The 16,628-nt window shown below is 66.6% G+C and carries 11 protein-coding genes; all 11 read left to right on the top strand.

All coding sequences use genetic code 11. The annotated features are described in order from the left end of the window. Window position 1 precedes the first annotated feature (1 nt). Window positions 2–844 (top strand): hypothetical protein, encoded by an 843-nt coding sequence (locus ACF1GV_RS26990; protein ID WP_391685456.1) that lies wholly within the window; start codon window positions 2–4, stop codon window positions 842–844. Window positions 845–927: 83 nt separating this feature from the next. Next, window positions 928–1,755, top strand: coding sequence for a DUF1396 domain-containing protein (locus ACF1GV_RS26985; protein ID WP_391685454.1), 828 nt, complete (start codon window positions 928–930; stop codon window positions 1,753–1,755). 292 nt (window positions 1,756–2,047) lie between these two features. After that, window positions 2,048–2,578 carry a 50S ribosomal protein L10 gene (gene rplJ / locus ACF1GV_RS26980; protein ID WP_363265721.1) on the top strand — a complete coding sequence of 177 codons (531 nt, stop codon included), beginning with the start codon at window positions 2,048–2,050 and terminating at the stop codon, window positions 2,576–2,578. 117 nt (window positions 2,579–2,695) lie between these two features. After that, window positions 2,696–3,079 carry a 50S ribosomal protein L7/L12 gene (rplL, locus tag ACF1GV_RS26975; RefSeq protein ID WP_363265722.1) on the top strand — a complete coding sequence of 128 codons (384 nt, stop codon included), beginning with the start codon at window positions 2,696–2,698 and terminating at the stop codon, window positions 3,077–3,079. A 564-nt stretch (window positions 3,080–3,643) separates the two neighbouring features. After that, window positions 3,644–7,129, top strand: a complete 3,486-nt coding sequence (rpoB, locus tag ACF1GV_RS26970; protein WP_363265723.1) for a DNA-directed RNA polymerase subunit beta — start codon at window positions 3,644–3,646, stop codon at window positions 7,127–7,129. A gap of 97 nt (window positions 7,130–7,226) precedes the next feature. Next, a complete protein-coding gene (locus ACF1GV_RS26965; RefSeq protein WP_391685451.1) occupies window positions 7,227–11,126 on the top strand; it encodes a DNA-directed RNA polymerase subunit beta' in 3,900 nt (1,299 codons plus the stop codon). A 121-nt stretch (window positions 11,127–11,247) separates the two neighbouring features. Then, entirely contained in the window at window positions 11,248–11,772 is a 525-nt protein-coding gene (locus tag ACF1GV_RS26960; RefSeq protein WP_391685449.1) for a DUF1707 and DUF4190 domain-containing protein, read from the top strand. Between the two features lie 367 nt (window positions 11,773–12,139). Then, a complete protein-coding gene (rpsL, locus tag ACF1GV_RS26955; RefSeq protein WP_003948652.1) occupies window positions 12,140–12,511 on the top strand; it encodes a 30S ribosomal protein S12 in 372 nt (123 codons plus the stop codon). A 2-nt stretch (window positions 12,512–12,513) separates the two neighbouring features. Beyond that, the gene (gene rpsG / locus ACF1GV_RS26950; protein ID WP_003992340.1) at window positions 12,514–12,984 is read left to right on the top strand and encodes a 30S ribosomal protein S7; all 471 of its coding nucleotides are present in this window, start codon (window positions 12,514–12,516) and stop codon (window positions 12,982–12,984) included. 39 nt (window positions 12,985–13,023) lie between these two features. Next, entirely contained in the window at window positions 13,024–15,150 is a 2,127-nt protein-coding gene (gene fusA, locus ACF1GV_RS26945) for an elongation factor G (protein WP_391685447.1), read from the top strand. Window positions 15,151–15,306: 156 nt separating this feature from the next. Then, window positions 15,307–16,500, top strand: a complete 1,194-nt coding sequence (gene tuf, locus ACF1GV_RS26940; RefSeq protein WP_363265727.1) for an elongation factor Tu — start codon at window positions 15,307–15,309, stop codon at window positions 16,498–16,500. Window positions 16,501–16,628: the final 128 nt, after the last annotated feature.

Here is a 16,628-nt window from a genome sequence, read left to right as displayed (position 1 = left end):
GATGAGGAGCATCGGACGTGGGGTCCTGCCGGTCCTGTTGACGGTCGTACTGACCGCCTTGACGGCCTGCGGCGGCGGGGACAGCCGGCCGCGCCCCACTGCGTCGCCCAGCCTGGACGCGCGTATCGCGGCCGCGCTGCACGCCGTCGAGCAGGCCACCACCCGGGCCGGTTCCGCCCGGATCAGCTCCACCACCGTCATGGCCGGCCTGCTGTCCACCCGCAGCGAGGGCACCCTGGACTGGGCGGGCGAGTCCACCGGCACGCTCACCATCACCTACACCGGCGGCAGCCTCGCCGAACCGCTGCGGGCGCTCGGCAGCACCACCATGCAGGCGCGTCTGCTGCCCGACGCGTACTACGCACGCGTGGGCGCCGAGTTCGCCCGTCGCATCGGCGGCCGGCACTGGATCCGCTACGACTACGACGACCTCGCCGGCCTGCCCGGCGACTCCGGCAGCTATCTGCGCGACCAGCTGCGCAACACCGCTCCCGTGCCGCCCGTGAAGCTGCTGCTGGCGTCCGGTGACGCCCGCGCCGCCGGCGAGGAGACCGTCGCCGGCCGCCGCACCCGGCACTACACGGGCACGGTCGACGTCGCGTCCCTCGCCGAGGAGTCCCTGAAGAAGCAGCTCACCGACGCCGGCGTGCGCAGCGAGCACATCGACCTGTGGGTCGACGACCACGACCTGATCGTCAAGAAGACCGAGAAGGCCGCGATGACGAGCGGCCTGATGACCCAGACGGCCACCTACGGCGACTACGGCGTCCACGTCGCCGTACAGCGGCCCCCGGCGGCCGACACCGAGGACTTCGCTCAGCTCATGGGCACCACGGGGCCATGAGAAAACCCGGTGTCCTACCTGCCCCTTACCGCTACTCTCGCAGGGCTGCCGTGTGGCAGCTGTGTCTGTCGTGGGGGGAAGCCATGAAGAAGTCCTCTGTCTTACCCGCTGCCTCTGTGGCCGCGGTGCTGCTCGCCGGGGCCGTCGGCTGCGCAAAGGGCGACGCGCAGTCCCCGGAGATGTCTCCGGCGGCCGCCGTGGCGAAAGCCGCGGAGAACGCCGACGCCATCACCTCCTTCCGCTATCGCATGAGCGGCACCGTTCCGGAGCAGGGCAAGGTGCGCGGCGAGGCCGCGATGAGCGTGAAGCCGCTCGCCATGAGCATGAAGATGACGGTCGAGGGCGGGACCGATTCCGGCGAGATGGAGATCCGGCTCGTCGGCAAGGCGCTGTATCTGGGCGGGGGCGCCGAGGCCGCCAAGGAGATGGACGGCAAGAGCTGGATCAAGTTCGACATGTCCGGGGCCGACGACGGACAGGGTGGGGACCAGATGGGGGCGGGACAGGCCCGCAAGAACCCGGCGGCCGACTCCACCTTCCTCGACGGCTCCAAGGACGTGAAGAAGGTCGGCACCGAGACCGTCGAGGGAGTGAGGACCACCCACTACGCCGGCACGGTCACCCTCGCCGACCTCAAGGCGTCCCTGAACGGCAAGGACCAGGCCACCCGCGAGAAGCGGGAGAAGAGCATCGACCAGTACGACAAGCTCGGCGTCGACAAGTTCACCATGGACCTGTGGATCGACGGTGAGCAGCACACCAGGCAGTTCCGCATGCGCGGCGACGCCGACAAGGGCCCGCTGGACATGACCATCACCTTCCTCGACGTCAACAAGCCGGTGACCGTCGTCGCCCCGCCGGCGAAGGACGTCGCCGATCTCGAGGAGATGATGAAGGGCGCCGAGGGCTGACCCGTACGGGCGGATTTGCTCGAAGGCGACCCGTTCCCGTACTCTCCTAACGAAGCCAAAGACCGCTGGTCGTTGCCGTGCCCCAACAAAGGGGCCGGTGGCCGAAGGATCCGCTGAAAATGCGGGCGACCCGCGCAGGTGACTGTGGAAGAACTCCCGGAGCATGTGTGTGTTCACATGCGTGTGCTGCCGGTCGAGTCCGCCCCGTGCGCCTGCGCCGGGGCGTTTCGTTTTCCCCAGTCCTCCTTCGGGTCCGCGCGGTCCGAATCACCCGGAAGGAGGCCGAGGCTCTATGGCGAGGCCCGACAAGGCTGCCGCGGTTGCCGAGCTGACGGACAAGTTCCGCAACTCGAACGCCGCCGTGCTGACCGAGTACCGCGGTCTCACCGTGGCGCAGCTCAAGACGCTGCGCCGCTCGCTCGGTGAGAACGCCCAGTACGCCGTGGTGAAGAACACGCTGACCAAGATTGCGGCCAACGAGGCCGGGATCACGACGCTGGACGACCAGTTCGCTGGTCCGACGGCCGTCGCCTTCATCACCGGTGACCCGGTGGAGTCGGCGAAGGGTCTCCGTGACTTCGCCAAGGACAACCCGAATCTCGTCATCAAGGGCGGTGTGCTCGAGGGCAAGGCCCTCTCCGCCGACGAGATCAAGAAGCTTGCGGACCTCGAGTCCCGCGAGGTTCTGCTCTCCAAGCTGGCCGGTGCCTTCAAGGGCAAGCAGTCCCAGGCTGCTCAGCTCTTCCAGGCGCTGCCGTCGAAGCTCGTCCGCACCGTGGACGCGCTGCGCGCCAAGCAGGCAGAGCAGGGCGGTGCCGAGTAATTCGGCTCGCTTTCTGACGCTCGCCGCCTGAGCGCGGCGCGTGTCGCCAGCGGGCCAACGTACGCCCGCCTCACCCCGTACATCCGGCACCTGCCGAATTAGTGGAAGGACGCCATCATGGCGAAGCTCTCTCAGGACGACCTGCTCGCGCAGTTCGAGGAGATGACCCTCATCGAGCTCTCCGAGTTCGTGAAGGCCTTCGAGGAGAAGTTCGACGTCACCGCCGCCGCGGCCGTCGCCGTTGCCGCCCCGGGTGCCCCCGGCGCCCCGGCCGAGGCCGTCGAGGAGAAGGACGAGTTCGACGTCGTCCTCACCGGCGCCGGCGACAAGAAGATCCAGGTCATCAAGGTCGTGCGTGAGCTGACCTCCCTGGGTCTGAAGGAGGCCAAGGACCTCGTGGACGGCGCCCCGAAGCCCGTTCTCGAGAAGGTCGCCAAGGACGCCGCCGACAAGGCCAAGGAGGCCCTCGAGGGCGCCGGCGCCTCCGTCGAGGTCAAGTAAGACCTTCGCGACCGTCTGAACGGCCTCCAGGGCCCAGGTCGTGAAAACGTCTTCCCTGGGGCTGTAACGCGAACGCACCGAAGGGCGATCATCCATCCGGGTGGTCGCCCTTCGGCGTTCCCCGGGGGACGGCCCGGGCTGCCTTGCACCTGTGTTCGTGAGGGGTAAGGTGATCTTCGCCGTGTCTCGGTCGCCCCGGTTCGTGCAAGGGGGGCCTTGACGAACCGCACGCAGCGCGCAATTCTCAGGACGCGTCGTCACAAGGATCCAATCCGAGGCATGGATCGACGGCGAAGAGGGCAGTATCAACGTGCGTTGAAGGCAGGTATGCCGCAGGCGTTTGGAAGAGTGAGGTCTCCGAAATGCGGGACTGGACATCAGTGTGCCAAGTGGCTACACTGACCCTTTGCGCTGCCTGTTAGCTGCCCCCTGCCCGTCACCAGGGGTCTGCCCTCACTCGAGCACTGACCGACAGATCGTCTCTGACCTGGGACCTCTGTCTTTGTGCGCGGGAGAGGGGACGGTACGCGCGTAGTGAGTCCGAGCCCTCGGAAGGACCCCCTCTTGGCCGCCTCGCGCAACGCCTCGACCGCGAATACGAACAACGCTGCCAGCACCGCCCCGCTGCGCATCTCCTTTGCAAAGATCAAGGAGCCCCTCGAGGTTCCGAACCTTCTCGCGCTGCAAACCGAGAGCTTCGACTGGCTGCTCGGCAACGACGCGTGGAAGGCTCGCGTCGAGGAGGCCCTCGAGAACGGTCAGGATGTCCCCACCAAGTCCGGTCTGGAGGAGATCTTCGAGGAGATCTCCCCGATCGAGGACTTCAGCGGGTCGATGTCGCTGACCTTCCGCGACCACCGCTTCGAGCCGCCGAAGAACTCCATCGACGAGTGCAAGGACCGCGACTTCACGTACGCGGCCCCCCTCTTCGTCACCGCCGAGTTCACCAACAACGAGACCGGCGAGATCAAGTCCCAGACCGTCTTCATGGGCGACTTCCCGCTCATGACGAACAAGGGCACCTTCGTCATCAACGGCACCGAGCGTGTCGTGGTGTCCCAGCTGGTGCGTTCCCCCGGCGTCTACTTCGACTCCTCCATCGACAAGACGTCCGACAAGGACATCTTCTCCGCCAAGATCATCCCGTCCCGGGGTGCCTGGCTGGAGATGGAGATCGACAAGCGCGACATGGTCGGTGTCCGTATCGACCGCAAGCGCAAGCAGTCCGTGACCGTCCTCCTCAAGGCCCTCGGCTGGACCACCGAGCAGATCCTCGAGGAGTTCGGCGAGTACGAGTCCATGCGCGCCACCCTGGAGAAGGACCACACCCAGGGCCAGGACGACGCGCTGCTCGACATCTACCGCAAGCTGCGTCCGGGCGAGCCCCCCACGCGTGAGGCCGCGCAGACGCTGCTCGAGAACCTCTACTTCAACCCCAAGCGCTACGACCTGGCCAAGGTCGGCCGCTACAAGGTCAACAAGAAGCTGGGCGCGGACGCCCCGCTGGACGCCGGGATCCTGACCGTCGAGGACATCATCGCGACGATCAAGTACCTGGTGAAGCTGCACGCCGGCGAGACCGAGACGGTCGGTGACAACGGCCAGCCGGTCGTCGTCGAGACCGACGACATCGACCACTTCGGCAACCGTCGTCTGCGCAGCGTCGGCGAGCTCATCCAGAACCAGGTCCGCACGGGTCTGGCCCGTATGGAGCGCGTCGTCCGTGAGCGGATGACCACCCAGGACGTCGAGGCGATCACGCCGCAGACCCTGATCAACATCCGGCCGGTCGTCGCCTCCATCAAGGAGTTCTTCGGCACCAGCCAGCTGTCGCAGTTCATGGACCAGAACAACCCGCTGTCGGGTCTCACCCACAAGCGCCGTCTGTCGGCTCTTGGCCCGGGTGGTCTCTCCCGTGAGCGGGCCGGCTTCGAGGTCCGTGACGTGCACCCGTCGCACTACGGCCGCATGTGCCCGATCGAGACGCCTGAAGGCCCGAACATCGGTCTGATCGGCTCGCTCGCCTCCTACGGCCGGGTCAACGCGTTCGGTTTCGTCGAGACCCCGTACCGCAAGGTCATCGACGGCCAGGTCACCGACGAGGTGGACTACCTGACCGCCGACGAGGAGGACCGCTTCGTCATCGCGCAGGCCAACGCCACGCTCAACGACGACCTGCGCTTCGCCGAGGCCCGCGTGCTCGTCCGCCGCAAGGGCGGCGAGGTCGACTACGTCGGCCCCGAGGACGTGGACTACATGGACGTCTCGCCGCGCCAGATGGTGTCGGTCGCGACGGCCATGATCCCCTTCCTCGAGCACGACGACGCCAACCGTGCCCTCATGGGCGCGAACATGATGCGCCAGGCCGTTCCGCTGATTAAGTCGGAGGCCCCGCTCGTCGGTACCGGCATGGAGTACCGCTCCGCCGTCGACGCCGGCGACGTCGTCAAGGCCGAGAAGGCCGGTGTGGTCCAGGAGGTCTCCGCGGACTACATCACCACCGCCAACGACGACGGCACGTACATCACGTACCGCCTGGCCAAGTTCGCCCGCTCCAACCAGGGCACCTCGGTCAACCAGAAGGTCATCGTCAACGAGGGCGACCGCGTCATCACGGGCCAGGTGCTCGCCGACGGCCCGGCCACCCAGAACGGCGAGATGGCGCTGGGCAAGAACCTGCTCGTGGCGTTCATGCCGTGGGAGGGTCACAACTACGAGGACGCGATCATCCTGTCGCAGCGCCTCGTGCAGGACGACGTCCTCTCCTCGATCCACATCGAGGAGCACGAGGTCGACGCCCGTGACACCAAGCTCGGCCCCGAGGAGATCACCCGGGACATCCCGAACGTCTCCGAGGAGGTCCTCGCCGACCTCGACGAGCGCGGCATCATCCGTATCGGTGCCGAGGTCGTCGCCGGCGACATCCTCGTCGGCAAGGTCACGCCCAAGGGTGAGACCGAGCTGACCCCGGAGGAGCGTCTGCTCCGCGCGATCTTCGGTGAGAAGGCGCGCGAGGTGCGCGACACCTCGCTGAAGGTGCCGCACGGCGAGATCGGCAAGGTCATCGGCGTCCGCGTCTTCGACCGCGAAGAGGGCGACGAGCTGCCGCCGGGCGTGAACCAGCTGGTCCGCGTCTACGTCGCGCAGAAGCGCAAGATCACCGACGGTGACAAGCTCGCCGGCCGTCACGGCAACAAGGGTGTCATCTCCAAGATCCTGCCGATCGAGGACATGCCGTTCCTGGAGGACGGCACCCCGGTCGACATCATCCTCAACCCGCTGGGTGTGCCGTCCCGAATGAACCCGGGACAGGTCCTGGAGATCCACCTCGGCTGGCTCGCCAGCCGCGGCTGGGACGTCTCCGGCCTCGCCGACGAGTGGGCGCAGCGCCTCCAGGTGATCGGCGCCGACAAGGTCGCCCCCGGCACCAACGTCGCCACCCCGGTGTTCGACGGTGCCCGTGAGGACGAGCTGGCGGGTCTGCTGCAGCACACCATCCCGAACCGCGACGGCGAGCGCATGGTGCTCCCGTCCGGCAAGGCGCGACTGTACGACGGCCGCTCCGGCGAGCCGTTCCCGGAGCCGATCTCGGTCGGCTACATGTACATCCTCAAGCTGCACCACCTGGTCGACGACAAGCTGCACGCCCGGTCGACCGGTCCGTACTCGATGATCACCCAGCAGCCGCTGGGTGGTAAGGCCCAGTTCGGTGGCCAGCGCTTCGGTGAGATGGAGGTGTGGGCCCTCGAGGCCTACGGCGCCGCGTACGCCCTCCAGGAGCTGCTGACCATCAAGTCCGACGACGTCACCGGCCGCGTGAAGGTCTACGAGGCCATCGTCAAGGGCGAGAACATCCCTGAGCCCGGCATTCCCGAGTCCTTCAAGGTGCTCATCAAGGAAATGCAGTCCCTGTGCCTCAACGTGGAGGTGCTGTCCTCGGACGGCATGTCCATCGAGATGCGCGACACCGACGAGGACGTCTTCCGCGCTGCGGAGGAGCTCGGTATCGACCTGTCCCGGCGCGAGCCGAGCAGCGTCGAAGAGGTCTGACGGGAGTCCGGCGGGGCCCCCACCCACAGGGCCCCGCCGACCCCCAGGCCCCCGTTTCAGACCACAGACTTACAACCCTGAGAGGGATTGACGCATAGTGCTCGACGTCAACTTCTTCGATGAGCTCCGGATCGGTCTGGCCACCGCTGACGACATCCGTCAGTGGAGCCACGGCGAGGTCAAGAAGCCCGAGACCATCAACTACCGCACCCTCAAGCCCGAAAAGGACGGACTCTTCTGCGAGAAGATCTTCGGTCCGACCCGGGACTGGGAGTGCTACTGCGGCAAGTACAAGCGCGTTCGCTTCAAGGGCATCATCTGTGAGCGCTGCGGCGTCGAGGTGACGCGTGCCAAGGTGCGCCGCGAGCGGATGGGCCACATCGAGCTGGCCGCGCCCGTCACGCACATCTGGTACTTCAAGGGCGTCCCGTCGCGCCTGGGTTACCTGCTGGACCTCGCCCCGAAGGACCTGGAGAAGGTCATCTACTTCGCGGCGTACATGATCACGTACGTCGACGAGGAGCGCCGCCAGCGCGACCTGCCCTCGCTGGAGGCCCACGTCTCCGTCGAGCGCCAGCAGATCGAGCAGCGCCGCGACGCCGACCTCGAGGCCCGCGCCAAGAAGCTCGAGACCGACCTGGCCGAGCTGGAGGCCGAGGGCGCCAAGGCCGACGTGCGCCGCAAGGTGCGCGAGGGTGCCGAGCGCGAGATGAAGCAGCTGCGCGACCGTGCGCAGCGCGAGATCGACCGCCTCGACGAGGTGTGGAACCGGTTCAAGAACCTCAAGGTCCAGGACCTCGAGGGCGACGAGCTGCTCTACCGCGAGCTGCGTGACCGCTTCGGCACGTACTTCGACGGCTCGATGGGTGCCGCGGCGCTGCAGAAGCGCCTGGAGTCCTTCGACCTGGAGGAGGAGGCCGAGCGCCTCCGCGAGATCATCCGGACCGGCAAGGGCCAGAAGAAGACCCGTGCGCTCAAGCGTCTGAAGGTCGTCTCCGCGTTCCTGCAGACGTCCAACAGCCCCAAGGGCATGGTCCTGGACTGCGTCCCGGTCATCCCGCCGGACCTGCGTCCGATGGTGCAGCTGGACGGTGGCCGCTTCGCGACCTCCGACCTGAACGACCTGTACCGCCGTGTCATCAACCGCAACAACCGTCTGAAGCGCCTGCTCGACCTGGGCGCTCCGGAGATCATCGTCAACAACGAGAAGCGCATGCTTCAGGAGGCTGTTGACGCCCTCTTCGACAACGGTCGTCGCGGCCGGCCGGTGACCGGTCCGGGTAACCGCCCGCTGAAGTCCCTCAGCGACATGCTGAAGGGCAAGCAGGGTCGTTTCCGTCAGAACCTGCTCGGTAAGCGTGTCGACTACTCGGCGCGTTCCGTGATCGTCGTCGGTCCGCAGCTGAAGCTGCACCAGTGCGGTCTGCCGAAGGCGATGGCGCTGGAGCTGTTCAAGCCGTTCGTGATGAAGCGCCTGGTCGACCTGAACCACGCGCAGAACATCAAGAGCGCCAAGCGCATGGTGGAGCGCGGCCGCACGGTCGTGTACGACGTCCTCGAAGAGGTCATCGCCGAGCACCCGGTTCTGCTGAACCGTGCTCCCACCCTGCACCGCCTCGGCATCCAGGCCTTCGAGCCGCAGCTGGTCGAGGGCAAGGCCATCCAGATCCACCCGCTCGTCTGCACCGCGTTCAACGCGGACTTCGACGGTGACCAGATGGCCGTGCACCTGCCGCTGTCCGCGGAGGCGCAGGCCGAGGCCCGCATCCTGATGCTGTCCTCGAACAACATCCTCAAGCCGGCCGACGGCCGTCCGGTGACGATGCCGACCCAGGACATGGTCCTCGGTCTGTTCTTCCTCACCACCGACGCCGAGGGCCGCAACCCCAAGGGTGAGGGCCGCGCGTTCGCGTCCGTCGCCGAGGCGATCATGGCGTTCGACGCCGGTGAGCTGTCCCTGCAGACCCCGGTCGACATCCGCTTCCCGGTGGGCACCATCCCGCCGCGTGGCTGGGTGCCGCCGGTGCGCGAGGAGGGCGAGCCGGAGTGGCAGCAGGGTGACAGCTTCACGCTGAAGACCACGCTGGGCCGTGCGCTCTTCAACGAGCTGCTGCCCGAGGACTACCCGTTCGCCGACTACGAGGTCGGCAAGAAGCAGCTCTCCCAGATCGTCAACGACCTGGCCGAGCGCTACCCGAAGGTCATCGTGGCGGCGACGCTCGACAACCTGAAGGCGGCGGGCTTCTACTGGGCGACCCGTTCCGGCGTCACCGTGGCCATCTCCGACGTCGTCGTTCCCGAGGCGAAGAAGGAGATCGTCGCCCGCTGGGAGGCCGCGGACGAGAAGGTCCAGCGCCAGTACGAGCGTGGTCTGATCACCAAGGACGAGCGCACCCAGGAACTGATCGGCATCTGGACCAACGCGACCAACGAGGTCGCCGAGGCGATGAACGAGAACTTCCCGAAGACCAACCCGATCTTCATGATGGTGAACTCGGGTGCACGAGGCAACATGATGCAGATGCGTCAGATTGCCGGTATGCGTGGTCTGGTGTCGAACGCCAAGAACGAGACGATCCCGCGTCCCATCAAGGCGTCCTTCCGTGAGGGTCTGTCCGTGCTGGAGTACTTCATCTCCACGCACGGTGCCCGTAAGGGTCTGGCGGACACCGCTCTGCGTACCGCCGACTCGGGTTACCTCACCCGTCGTCTGGTCGACGTCTCCCAGGACGTCATCATCCGCGAGGAGGACTGCGGCACCGAGCGTGGTCTCAAGCTGCGGATCGCCGAGCGTGACGCCGAGGGCACGCTCATCAAGGCGGAGGACGTCGAGACCAGCGTGTACGCGCGCTGCCTCGCCGAGGACATCGTGGTCGACGGTCAGGTCCTGGCCCCGGCCGGCACCGACCTCGGTGACGTCCTGATCGACGAGCTGGTCTCCCGCGGCATCGAGGAGGTCAAGACCCGTTCGGTCCTGACCTGTGAGTCCGCGGTCGGTACCTGCGCCATGTGCTACGGCCGTTCGCTGGCCACCGGCAAGCTGGTCGACATCGGTGAGGCGGTCGGCATCATCGCCGCCCAGTCCATCGGTGAGCCCGGTACCCAGCTGACGATGCGTACCTTCCACACCGGTGGTGTGGCCGGTGACGACATCACCCAGGGTCTGCCGCGTGTCGTCGAGCTCTTCGAGGCCCGTACCCCGAAGGGTGTCGCCCCGATCTCCGAGGCCTCCGGCCGCGTGCGGATCGAGGAGACCGAGAAGACCAAGAAGATCGTCATCACGCCGGACGACGGCAGCGACGAGACGGCCTACCCGATCTCGAAGCGTGCCCGTCTCCTGGTCAGCGAGGGCGAGCACGTCGAGGTGGGCCAGAAGCTCACCGTGGGTGCCACCAACCCGCACGACGTGCTGCGCATCCTGGGTCAGCGTGCCGTCCAGGTCCACCTGGTCGGCGAGGTCCAGAAGGTGTACAACTCGCAGGGTGTGTCGATCCACGACAAGCACATCGAGATCATCATCCGGCAGATGCTGCGCCGCGTGACGATCATCGAGTCCGGCGACGCCGAGCTCCTGCCCGGCGAGCTGGTCGAGCGCTCGAAGTTCGAGACCGAGAACCGTCGTGTGGTCCAGGAGGGCGGTCACCCGGCCTCCGGTCGTCCGCAGCTGATGGGTATCACCAAGGCCTCGCTGGCGACGGAGTCCTGGCTGTCGGCCGCCTCCTTCCAGGAGACGACCCGAGTCCTGACGGATGCGGCGATCAACGCCAAGTCCGACAGCCTCATCGGCCTCAAGGAGAACGTCATCATCGGTAAGCTCATCCCGGCCGGTACGGGTCTGTCCCGCTACCGCAACATCCGGGTCGAGCCGACCGAGGAGGCCAAGGCCGCGATGTACTCGGCCGTCGGCTACGACGACATCGACTACTCGCCGTTCGGCACCGGCTCCGGCCAGGCGGTTCCGCTGGAGGACTACGACTACGGTCCGTACAACCAGTAAGGCGTACGTCCACTGAAGGGCGGTCACCCCGTGCGGGTGGCCGCCCTTCGGCGTTGTGCCGGTGCCGCACGCGCCGGTTCGGCGCATCATGGAGGGACGCCGGCGCTTCGGGGAGGTGCTCGTGTCGCAGTCGCCGTATCCGTGGCAGCCCTGGCAGCCCGGGCAGCAGGGCTGGGGCGTGATGCTCGCCTCGCACGCCGACCGGGAGCGGGCCGTCGATGTGCTGCGGGCCGGATTCGGCGAGGGGCGCATGGAGCGTGAGGAGTTCGAGGAGCGGGTCGCGCGGGCGTATGCGGCCCGTACGGTGGGGCAGCTGGCCTCCCTCGTCGCCGACCTGCCGCAGGGCCCCGTACCGCCCTCTGTGCCCGCTGCCCTCGCACCGCCGGCGTTCGGGCCGGTGTCCCGGCCGCGGACGAACGGGAAGGCGGTGGGGGCCGCCGTGTGCGGGCTGCTGTGTGTGCCCACCTTCGGGCTCACCGGCATTCCGGCGATCGTCCTGGGCCACACGGCACGGTCCGAGATCCGCCGGACGGGTGAGCTGGGGGAGGGGCTGGCCCTGACGGGTCTGGTGCTCGGGTGGTTGGCCACGGCCGGCTGGGCACTCGTACTGCTCCTGCTGACGGCCGTGTCCCTCGCGGTCGGATGACCCCGGCCACTCTGCGGCCAACGACCCCGGCGCAAGGGCGTGAGAAAAGTGTTCGAAGCGGACAGCGGCCGCCGATTCGTAGATCACGTGGGCTCGGCGGGCTTGACATGTGGCGCGTGTCGCTGTGGGCGGGGCCCATTTGTTTTGACCGTAGCGTTTGAGGTAGGTACGCTCAGACCTTGTGCCTGGGGTGTGCCTTGGCTCTCCTGCGTGCCTTCAACCGCATAGGAGCCATCTTCGGCCACCGCGATCTGCGTCTCTTTCTGCCACTCCGGCAGGGGCCCGCACGATTCGACACACCCGACCGCGTGGGTCGGCGACGTTCCAGGTTAGCTTCACCATTCGGCACACAGAAACCGGAGAAGTAGTGCCTACGATCCAGCAGCTGGTCCGGAAGGGCCGGCAGGACAAGGTCGAGAAGAACAAGACGCCCGCACTCGAGGGTTCCCCTCAGCGTCGTGGCGTCTGCACGCGTGTGTTCACGACCACCCCGAAGAAGCCGAACTCGGCCCTCCGTAAGGTCGCGCGTGTGCGTCTGACCAGCGGCATCGAGGTCACGGCCTACATTCCGGGTGAGGGACACAACCTGCAGGAGCACTCCATCGTGCTCGTGCGCGGCGGCCGTGTGAAGGACCTGCCGGGTGTTCGCTACAAGATCATCCGCGGCTCGCTCGACACCCAGGGTGTCAAGAACCGCAAGCAGGCTCGCAGCCGTTACGGCGCCAAGAAGGAGAAGTAAGAATGCCTCGTAAGGGCCCCGCCCCGAAGCGCCCGGTCATCATCGACCCGGTCTACGGTTCTCCTCTGGTGACCTCCCTGATCAACAAGGTGCTGCTGAACGGCAAGCGCTCCACCGCCGAGCGCATCGTCTACGGCGCCATGGAGGGTCTGCGTGAGAAGACGGGCAACGACCCGATCATCACGCTGAAGCGCGCGCTGGAGAACATCAAGCCGACCCTCGAGGTCAAGTCCCGCCGTGTCGGTGGTGCGACGTACCAGGTTCCGATCGAGGTCAAGCCCGGTCGTGCCAACACGCTCGCGCTGCGCTGGCTGGTCGGTTACTCCCGCGCCCGTCGCGAGAAGACCATGACCGAGCGTCTGCTCAACGAGCTTCTCGACGCCTCCAACGGCCTCGGTGCCGCTGTGAAGAAGCGCGAGGACACGCACAAGATGGCCGAGTCCAACAAGGCCTTCGCGCACTACCGCTGGTAGTCGCTACCCACATCGAGACCGAGAGAAGACTGAAGCCTTATGGCTACCACTTCACTTGACCTGGCCAAGGTCCGCAACATCGGGATCATGGCCCACATCGACGCGGGCAAGACGACCACCACCGAGCGGATCCTGTTCTACACCGGTGTGTCTTACAAGATCGGTGAGGTCCACGACGGCGCTGCCACCATGGACTGGATGGAGCAGGAGCAGGAGCGTGGCATCACGATCACCTCTGCTGCCACCACCTGCCACTGGCCGCTGGAAGACGTCGACCACACCATCAACATCATCGACACCCCCGGTCACGTCGACTTCACCGTCGAGGTGGAGCGCTCGCTGCGCGTGCTCGACGGTGCCGTGACGGTGTTCGACGGTGTCGCCGGCGTTGAGCCGCAGTCCGAGACGGTGTGGCGTCAGGCGGACCGCTACGGCGTTCCGCGTATCTGCTTCGTCAACAAGCTCGACCGCACGGGCGCCGAGTTCCACCGCTGTGTGGACATGATCTCGGACCGCCTGGGCGCGCAGCCGATCGTCATGCAGCTCCCGATCGGTGCCGAGGCCGACTTCCAGGGCGTCGTGGACCTGGTCCGCATGAAGGCGCTCGTCTGGTCCGCCGAGGCCACCAAGGGCGAGATGTACGACGTCGTCGACATCCCGGCCACGCACACCGAGGCTGCCGAGGAGTACCGCGGCAAGCTGATCGAGGCCGTGGCCGAGAACGACGAAGAGATCATGGAGCTGTACCTGGAGGGCCAGGAGCCCACCGAGGAGCAGCTGTACGCCGCGATCCGTCGTATCACCATCGCGTCCGGCAAGGGCACCGGCACCACCGTCACCCCGGTGTTCTGCGGTACCGCGTTCAAGAACAAGGGCGTCCAGCCCCTGCTCGACGCGGTCGTGCGCTACCTGCCGTCCCCGGTCGACATCGAGGCCATCGAGGGCCACGACGTCAAGGACGCCGAGACGGTCATCAAGCGCAAGCCGTCCGAGGACGAGCCGCTGTCGGCGCTCGCGTTCAAGATCATGAGCGACCCGCACCTGGGCAAGCTCACCTTCGTCCGGGTCTACTCGGGCCGCCTGGAGTCCGGCACCTCGGTGCTGAACTCCGTCAAGGGCAAGAAGGAGCGCATCGGCAAGATCTACCGCATGCACGCCAACAAGCGTGAGGAGATCGATGCGGTGGGCGCCGGCGACATCGTCGCCGTCATGGGCCTGAAGCAGACCACCACCGGTGAGACGCTCTGCGACGAGAAGAACCCGGTGATCCTGGAGTCCATGGACTTCCCGGCGCCGGTCATCGAGGTCGCGATCGAGCCCAAGTCCAAGGGTGACCAGGAGAAGCTGGGTGTCGCCATCCAGCGTCTCGCGGAGGAGGACCCCTCCTTCCAGGTGCACACCAACGAGGAGACCGGCCAGACCGTCATCGGCGGTATGGGCGAGCTTCACCTCGAGGTCCTCGTCGACCGCATGAAGCGCGAGTTCAAGGTCGAGGCCAACGTCGGCAAGCCGCAGGTGGCCTACCGCGAGACGATCCGCAAGGCCGTCGAGCGCGTCGACTACACCCACAAGAAGCAGACCGGTGGTACCGGTCAGTTCGCGAAGGTGCAGATCGGCATCGAGCCCCTCGAGGGCGGCGACGTCTCGTACGAGTTCGTGAACAAGGTGACCGGTGGCCGTATCCCGAAGGAGTACATCCCTTCGGTGGACGCCGGTGCGCAGGAGGCCATGCAGTTCGGCATCCTCGCCGGCTACGAGATGACCGGTGTCCGTGTCATCCTCCACGACGGTGCCTACCACGAGGTCGACTCCTCCGAGCTCGCGTTCAAGATCGCCGGTTCGCAGGCCTTCAAGGAGGCCGCGCGCAAGGCCAGCCCCGTGCTGCTCGAGCCGATGATGGCCGTCGAGGTCACCACGCCCGAGGACTACATGGGTGAGGTCATCGGCGACATCAACTCCCGCCGTGGTCAGATCCAGGCCATGGAGGAGCGGGCGGGTGCCCGTGTCGTGAAGGGCCTCGTGCCCCTGTCGGAGATGTTCGGCTACGTCGGCGACCTCCGCAGCAAGACGTCGGGGCGCGCAAGCTACTCGATGCAGTTCGACTCCTACGCCGAGGTTCCCCGGAACGTCGCCGAGGAGATCATCGCGAAGGCCAAGGGCGAGTAACGCACCGCGTTCACACGCCGTAGGCTTGACTCCGGAGCCTCGCGGGGCAAACGCACACGATTGTGGGTGTTTGCCCCGGGTTCCGGGACTTAACAGCAAAGATCACCTGGCGCCGATGAAGTAAGGCGTACCAGAACCACTCCCAGGAGGACCCCAGTGGCGAAGGCGAAGTTCGAGCGGACTAAGCCGCACGTCAACATCGGCACCATCGGTCACATCGACCACGGTAAGACGACCCTCACGGCCGCCATTACCAAGGTGCTGCACGACGCGTACCCGGACCTGAACGAGGCCACCGCGTTCGACAACATCGACAAGGCGCCCGAGGAGCGTCAGCGCGGTATCACCATCTCCATCGCGCACGTCGAGTACCAGACCGAGGCGCGTCACTACGCCCACGTCGACTGCCCGGGTCACGCGGACTACATCAAGAACATGATCACCGGTGCCGCCCAGATGGACGGCGCGATCCTCGTGGTCGCCGCGACCGACGGTCCGATGCCGCAGACCAAGGAGCACGTGCTCCTGGCCCGCCAGGTCGGTGTGCCGTACATCGTCGTCGCCCTGAACAAGGCCGACATGGTGGACGACGAGGAGATCCTGGAGCTCGTCGAGCTCGAGGTGCGTGAGCTCCTCTCCGAGTACGAGTTCCCGGGCGACGACCTGCCGGTCGTCAAGGTCTCCGCGCTGAAGGCGCTCGAGGGCGACCCCGAGTGGACCAAGACCGTCCTCGACCTGATGAAGGCCGTCGACGAGTCCATCCCGGAGCCGGAGCGCGACGTCGACAAGCCGTTCCTCATGCCGATCGAGGACGTCTTCACGATCACCGGTCGCGGTACGGTCGTCACCGGCCGTATCGAGCGTGGTGTCCTGAAGGTCAACGAGACCGTCGACATCATCGGCATCAAGACCGAGAAGACCACCACCACGGTCACCGGTATCGAGATGTTCCGCAAGCTGCTCGACGAGGGTCAGGCCGGTGAGAACGTCGGTCTGCTGCTTCGTGGCATCAAGCGCGAGGACGTCGAGCGCGGCCAGGTCATCATCAAGCCGGGCTCGGTCACCCCGCACACCGAGTTCGAGGCCACGGCCTACATCCTGTCGAAGGACGAGGGTGGCCGTCACACCCCGTTCTTCAACAACTACCGCCCGCAGTTCTACTTCCGTACCACGGACGTGACCGGCGTCGTGACCCTCCCCGAGGGCACCGAGATGGTCATGCCGGGCGACAACACCGACATGAAGGTCGAGCTGATCCAGCCGGTCGCCATGGAGGAGGGCCTGAAGTTCGCCATCCGTGAGGGTGGCCGGACCGTCGGCGCCGGCCAGGTCACCAAGATCAACAAGTAAGCTCCGCTTGCTTGAGGGTTCTGTGACCCGGTAGCTCAGCTGCGAGCTCCGCGAGGGGCCCGTACGACTTCGGTCGTACGGGCCCCTCGTTTTTGTGTGCCCGCGTCGAAAGCGCTCTCATGCGCCCT

Source organism: Streptomyces sp. NPDC014006, assembly GCF_043088925.1.
Taxonomy (GTDB): domain Bacteria; phylum Actinomycetota; class Actinomycetes; order Streptomycetales; family Streptomycetaceae; genus Streptomyces.
Note: the sequence above shows the minus strand (reverse complement) of the source record. Positions and strands in the feature narration are given on the sequence as shown.

Coding starts and splice junctions, on each gene's coding strand:
- ACF1GV_RS26990 (WP_391685456.1), top strand. CDS start 2: ATGAGGAGCATCGGACGTGGGGTCCTGCCGGTCCTGTTGACGGTCGTA.
- ACF1GV_RS26985 (WP_391685454.1), top strand. CDS start 928: ATGAAGAAGTCCTCTGTCTTACCCGCTGCCTCTGTGGCCGCGGTGCTG.
- rplJ (WP_363265721.1), top strand. CDS start 2,048: ATGGCGAGGCCCGACAAGGCTGCCGCGGTTGCCGAGCTGACGGACAAG.
- rplL (WP_363265722.1), top strand. CDS start 2,696: ATGGCGAAGCTCTCTCAGGACGACCTGCTCGCGCAGTTCGAGGAGATG.
- rpsG (WP_003992340.1), top strand. CDS start 12,514: ATGCCTCGTAAGGGCCCCGCCCCGAAGCGCCCGGTCATCATCGACCCG.
- fusA (WP_391685447.1), top strand. CDS start 13,024: ATGGCTACCACTTCACTTGACCTGGCCAAGGTCCGCAACATCGGGATC.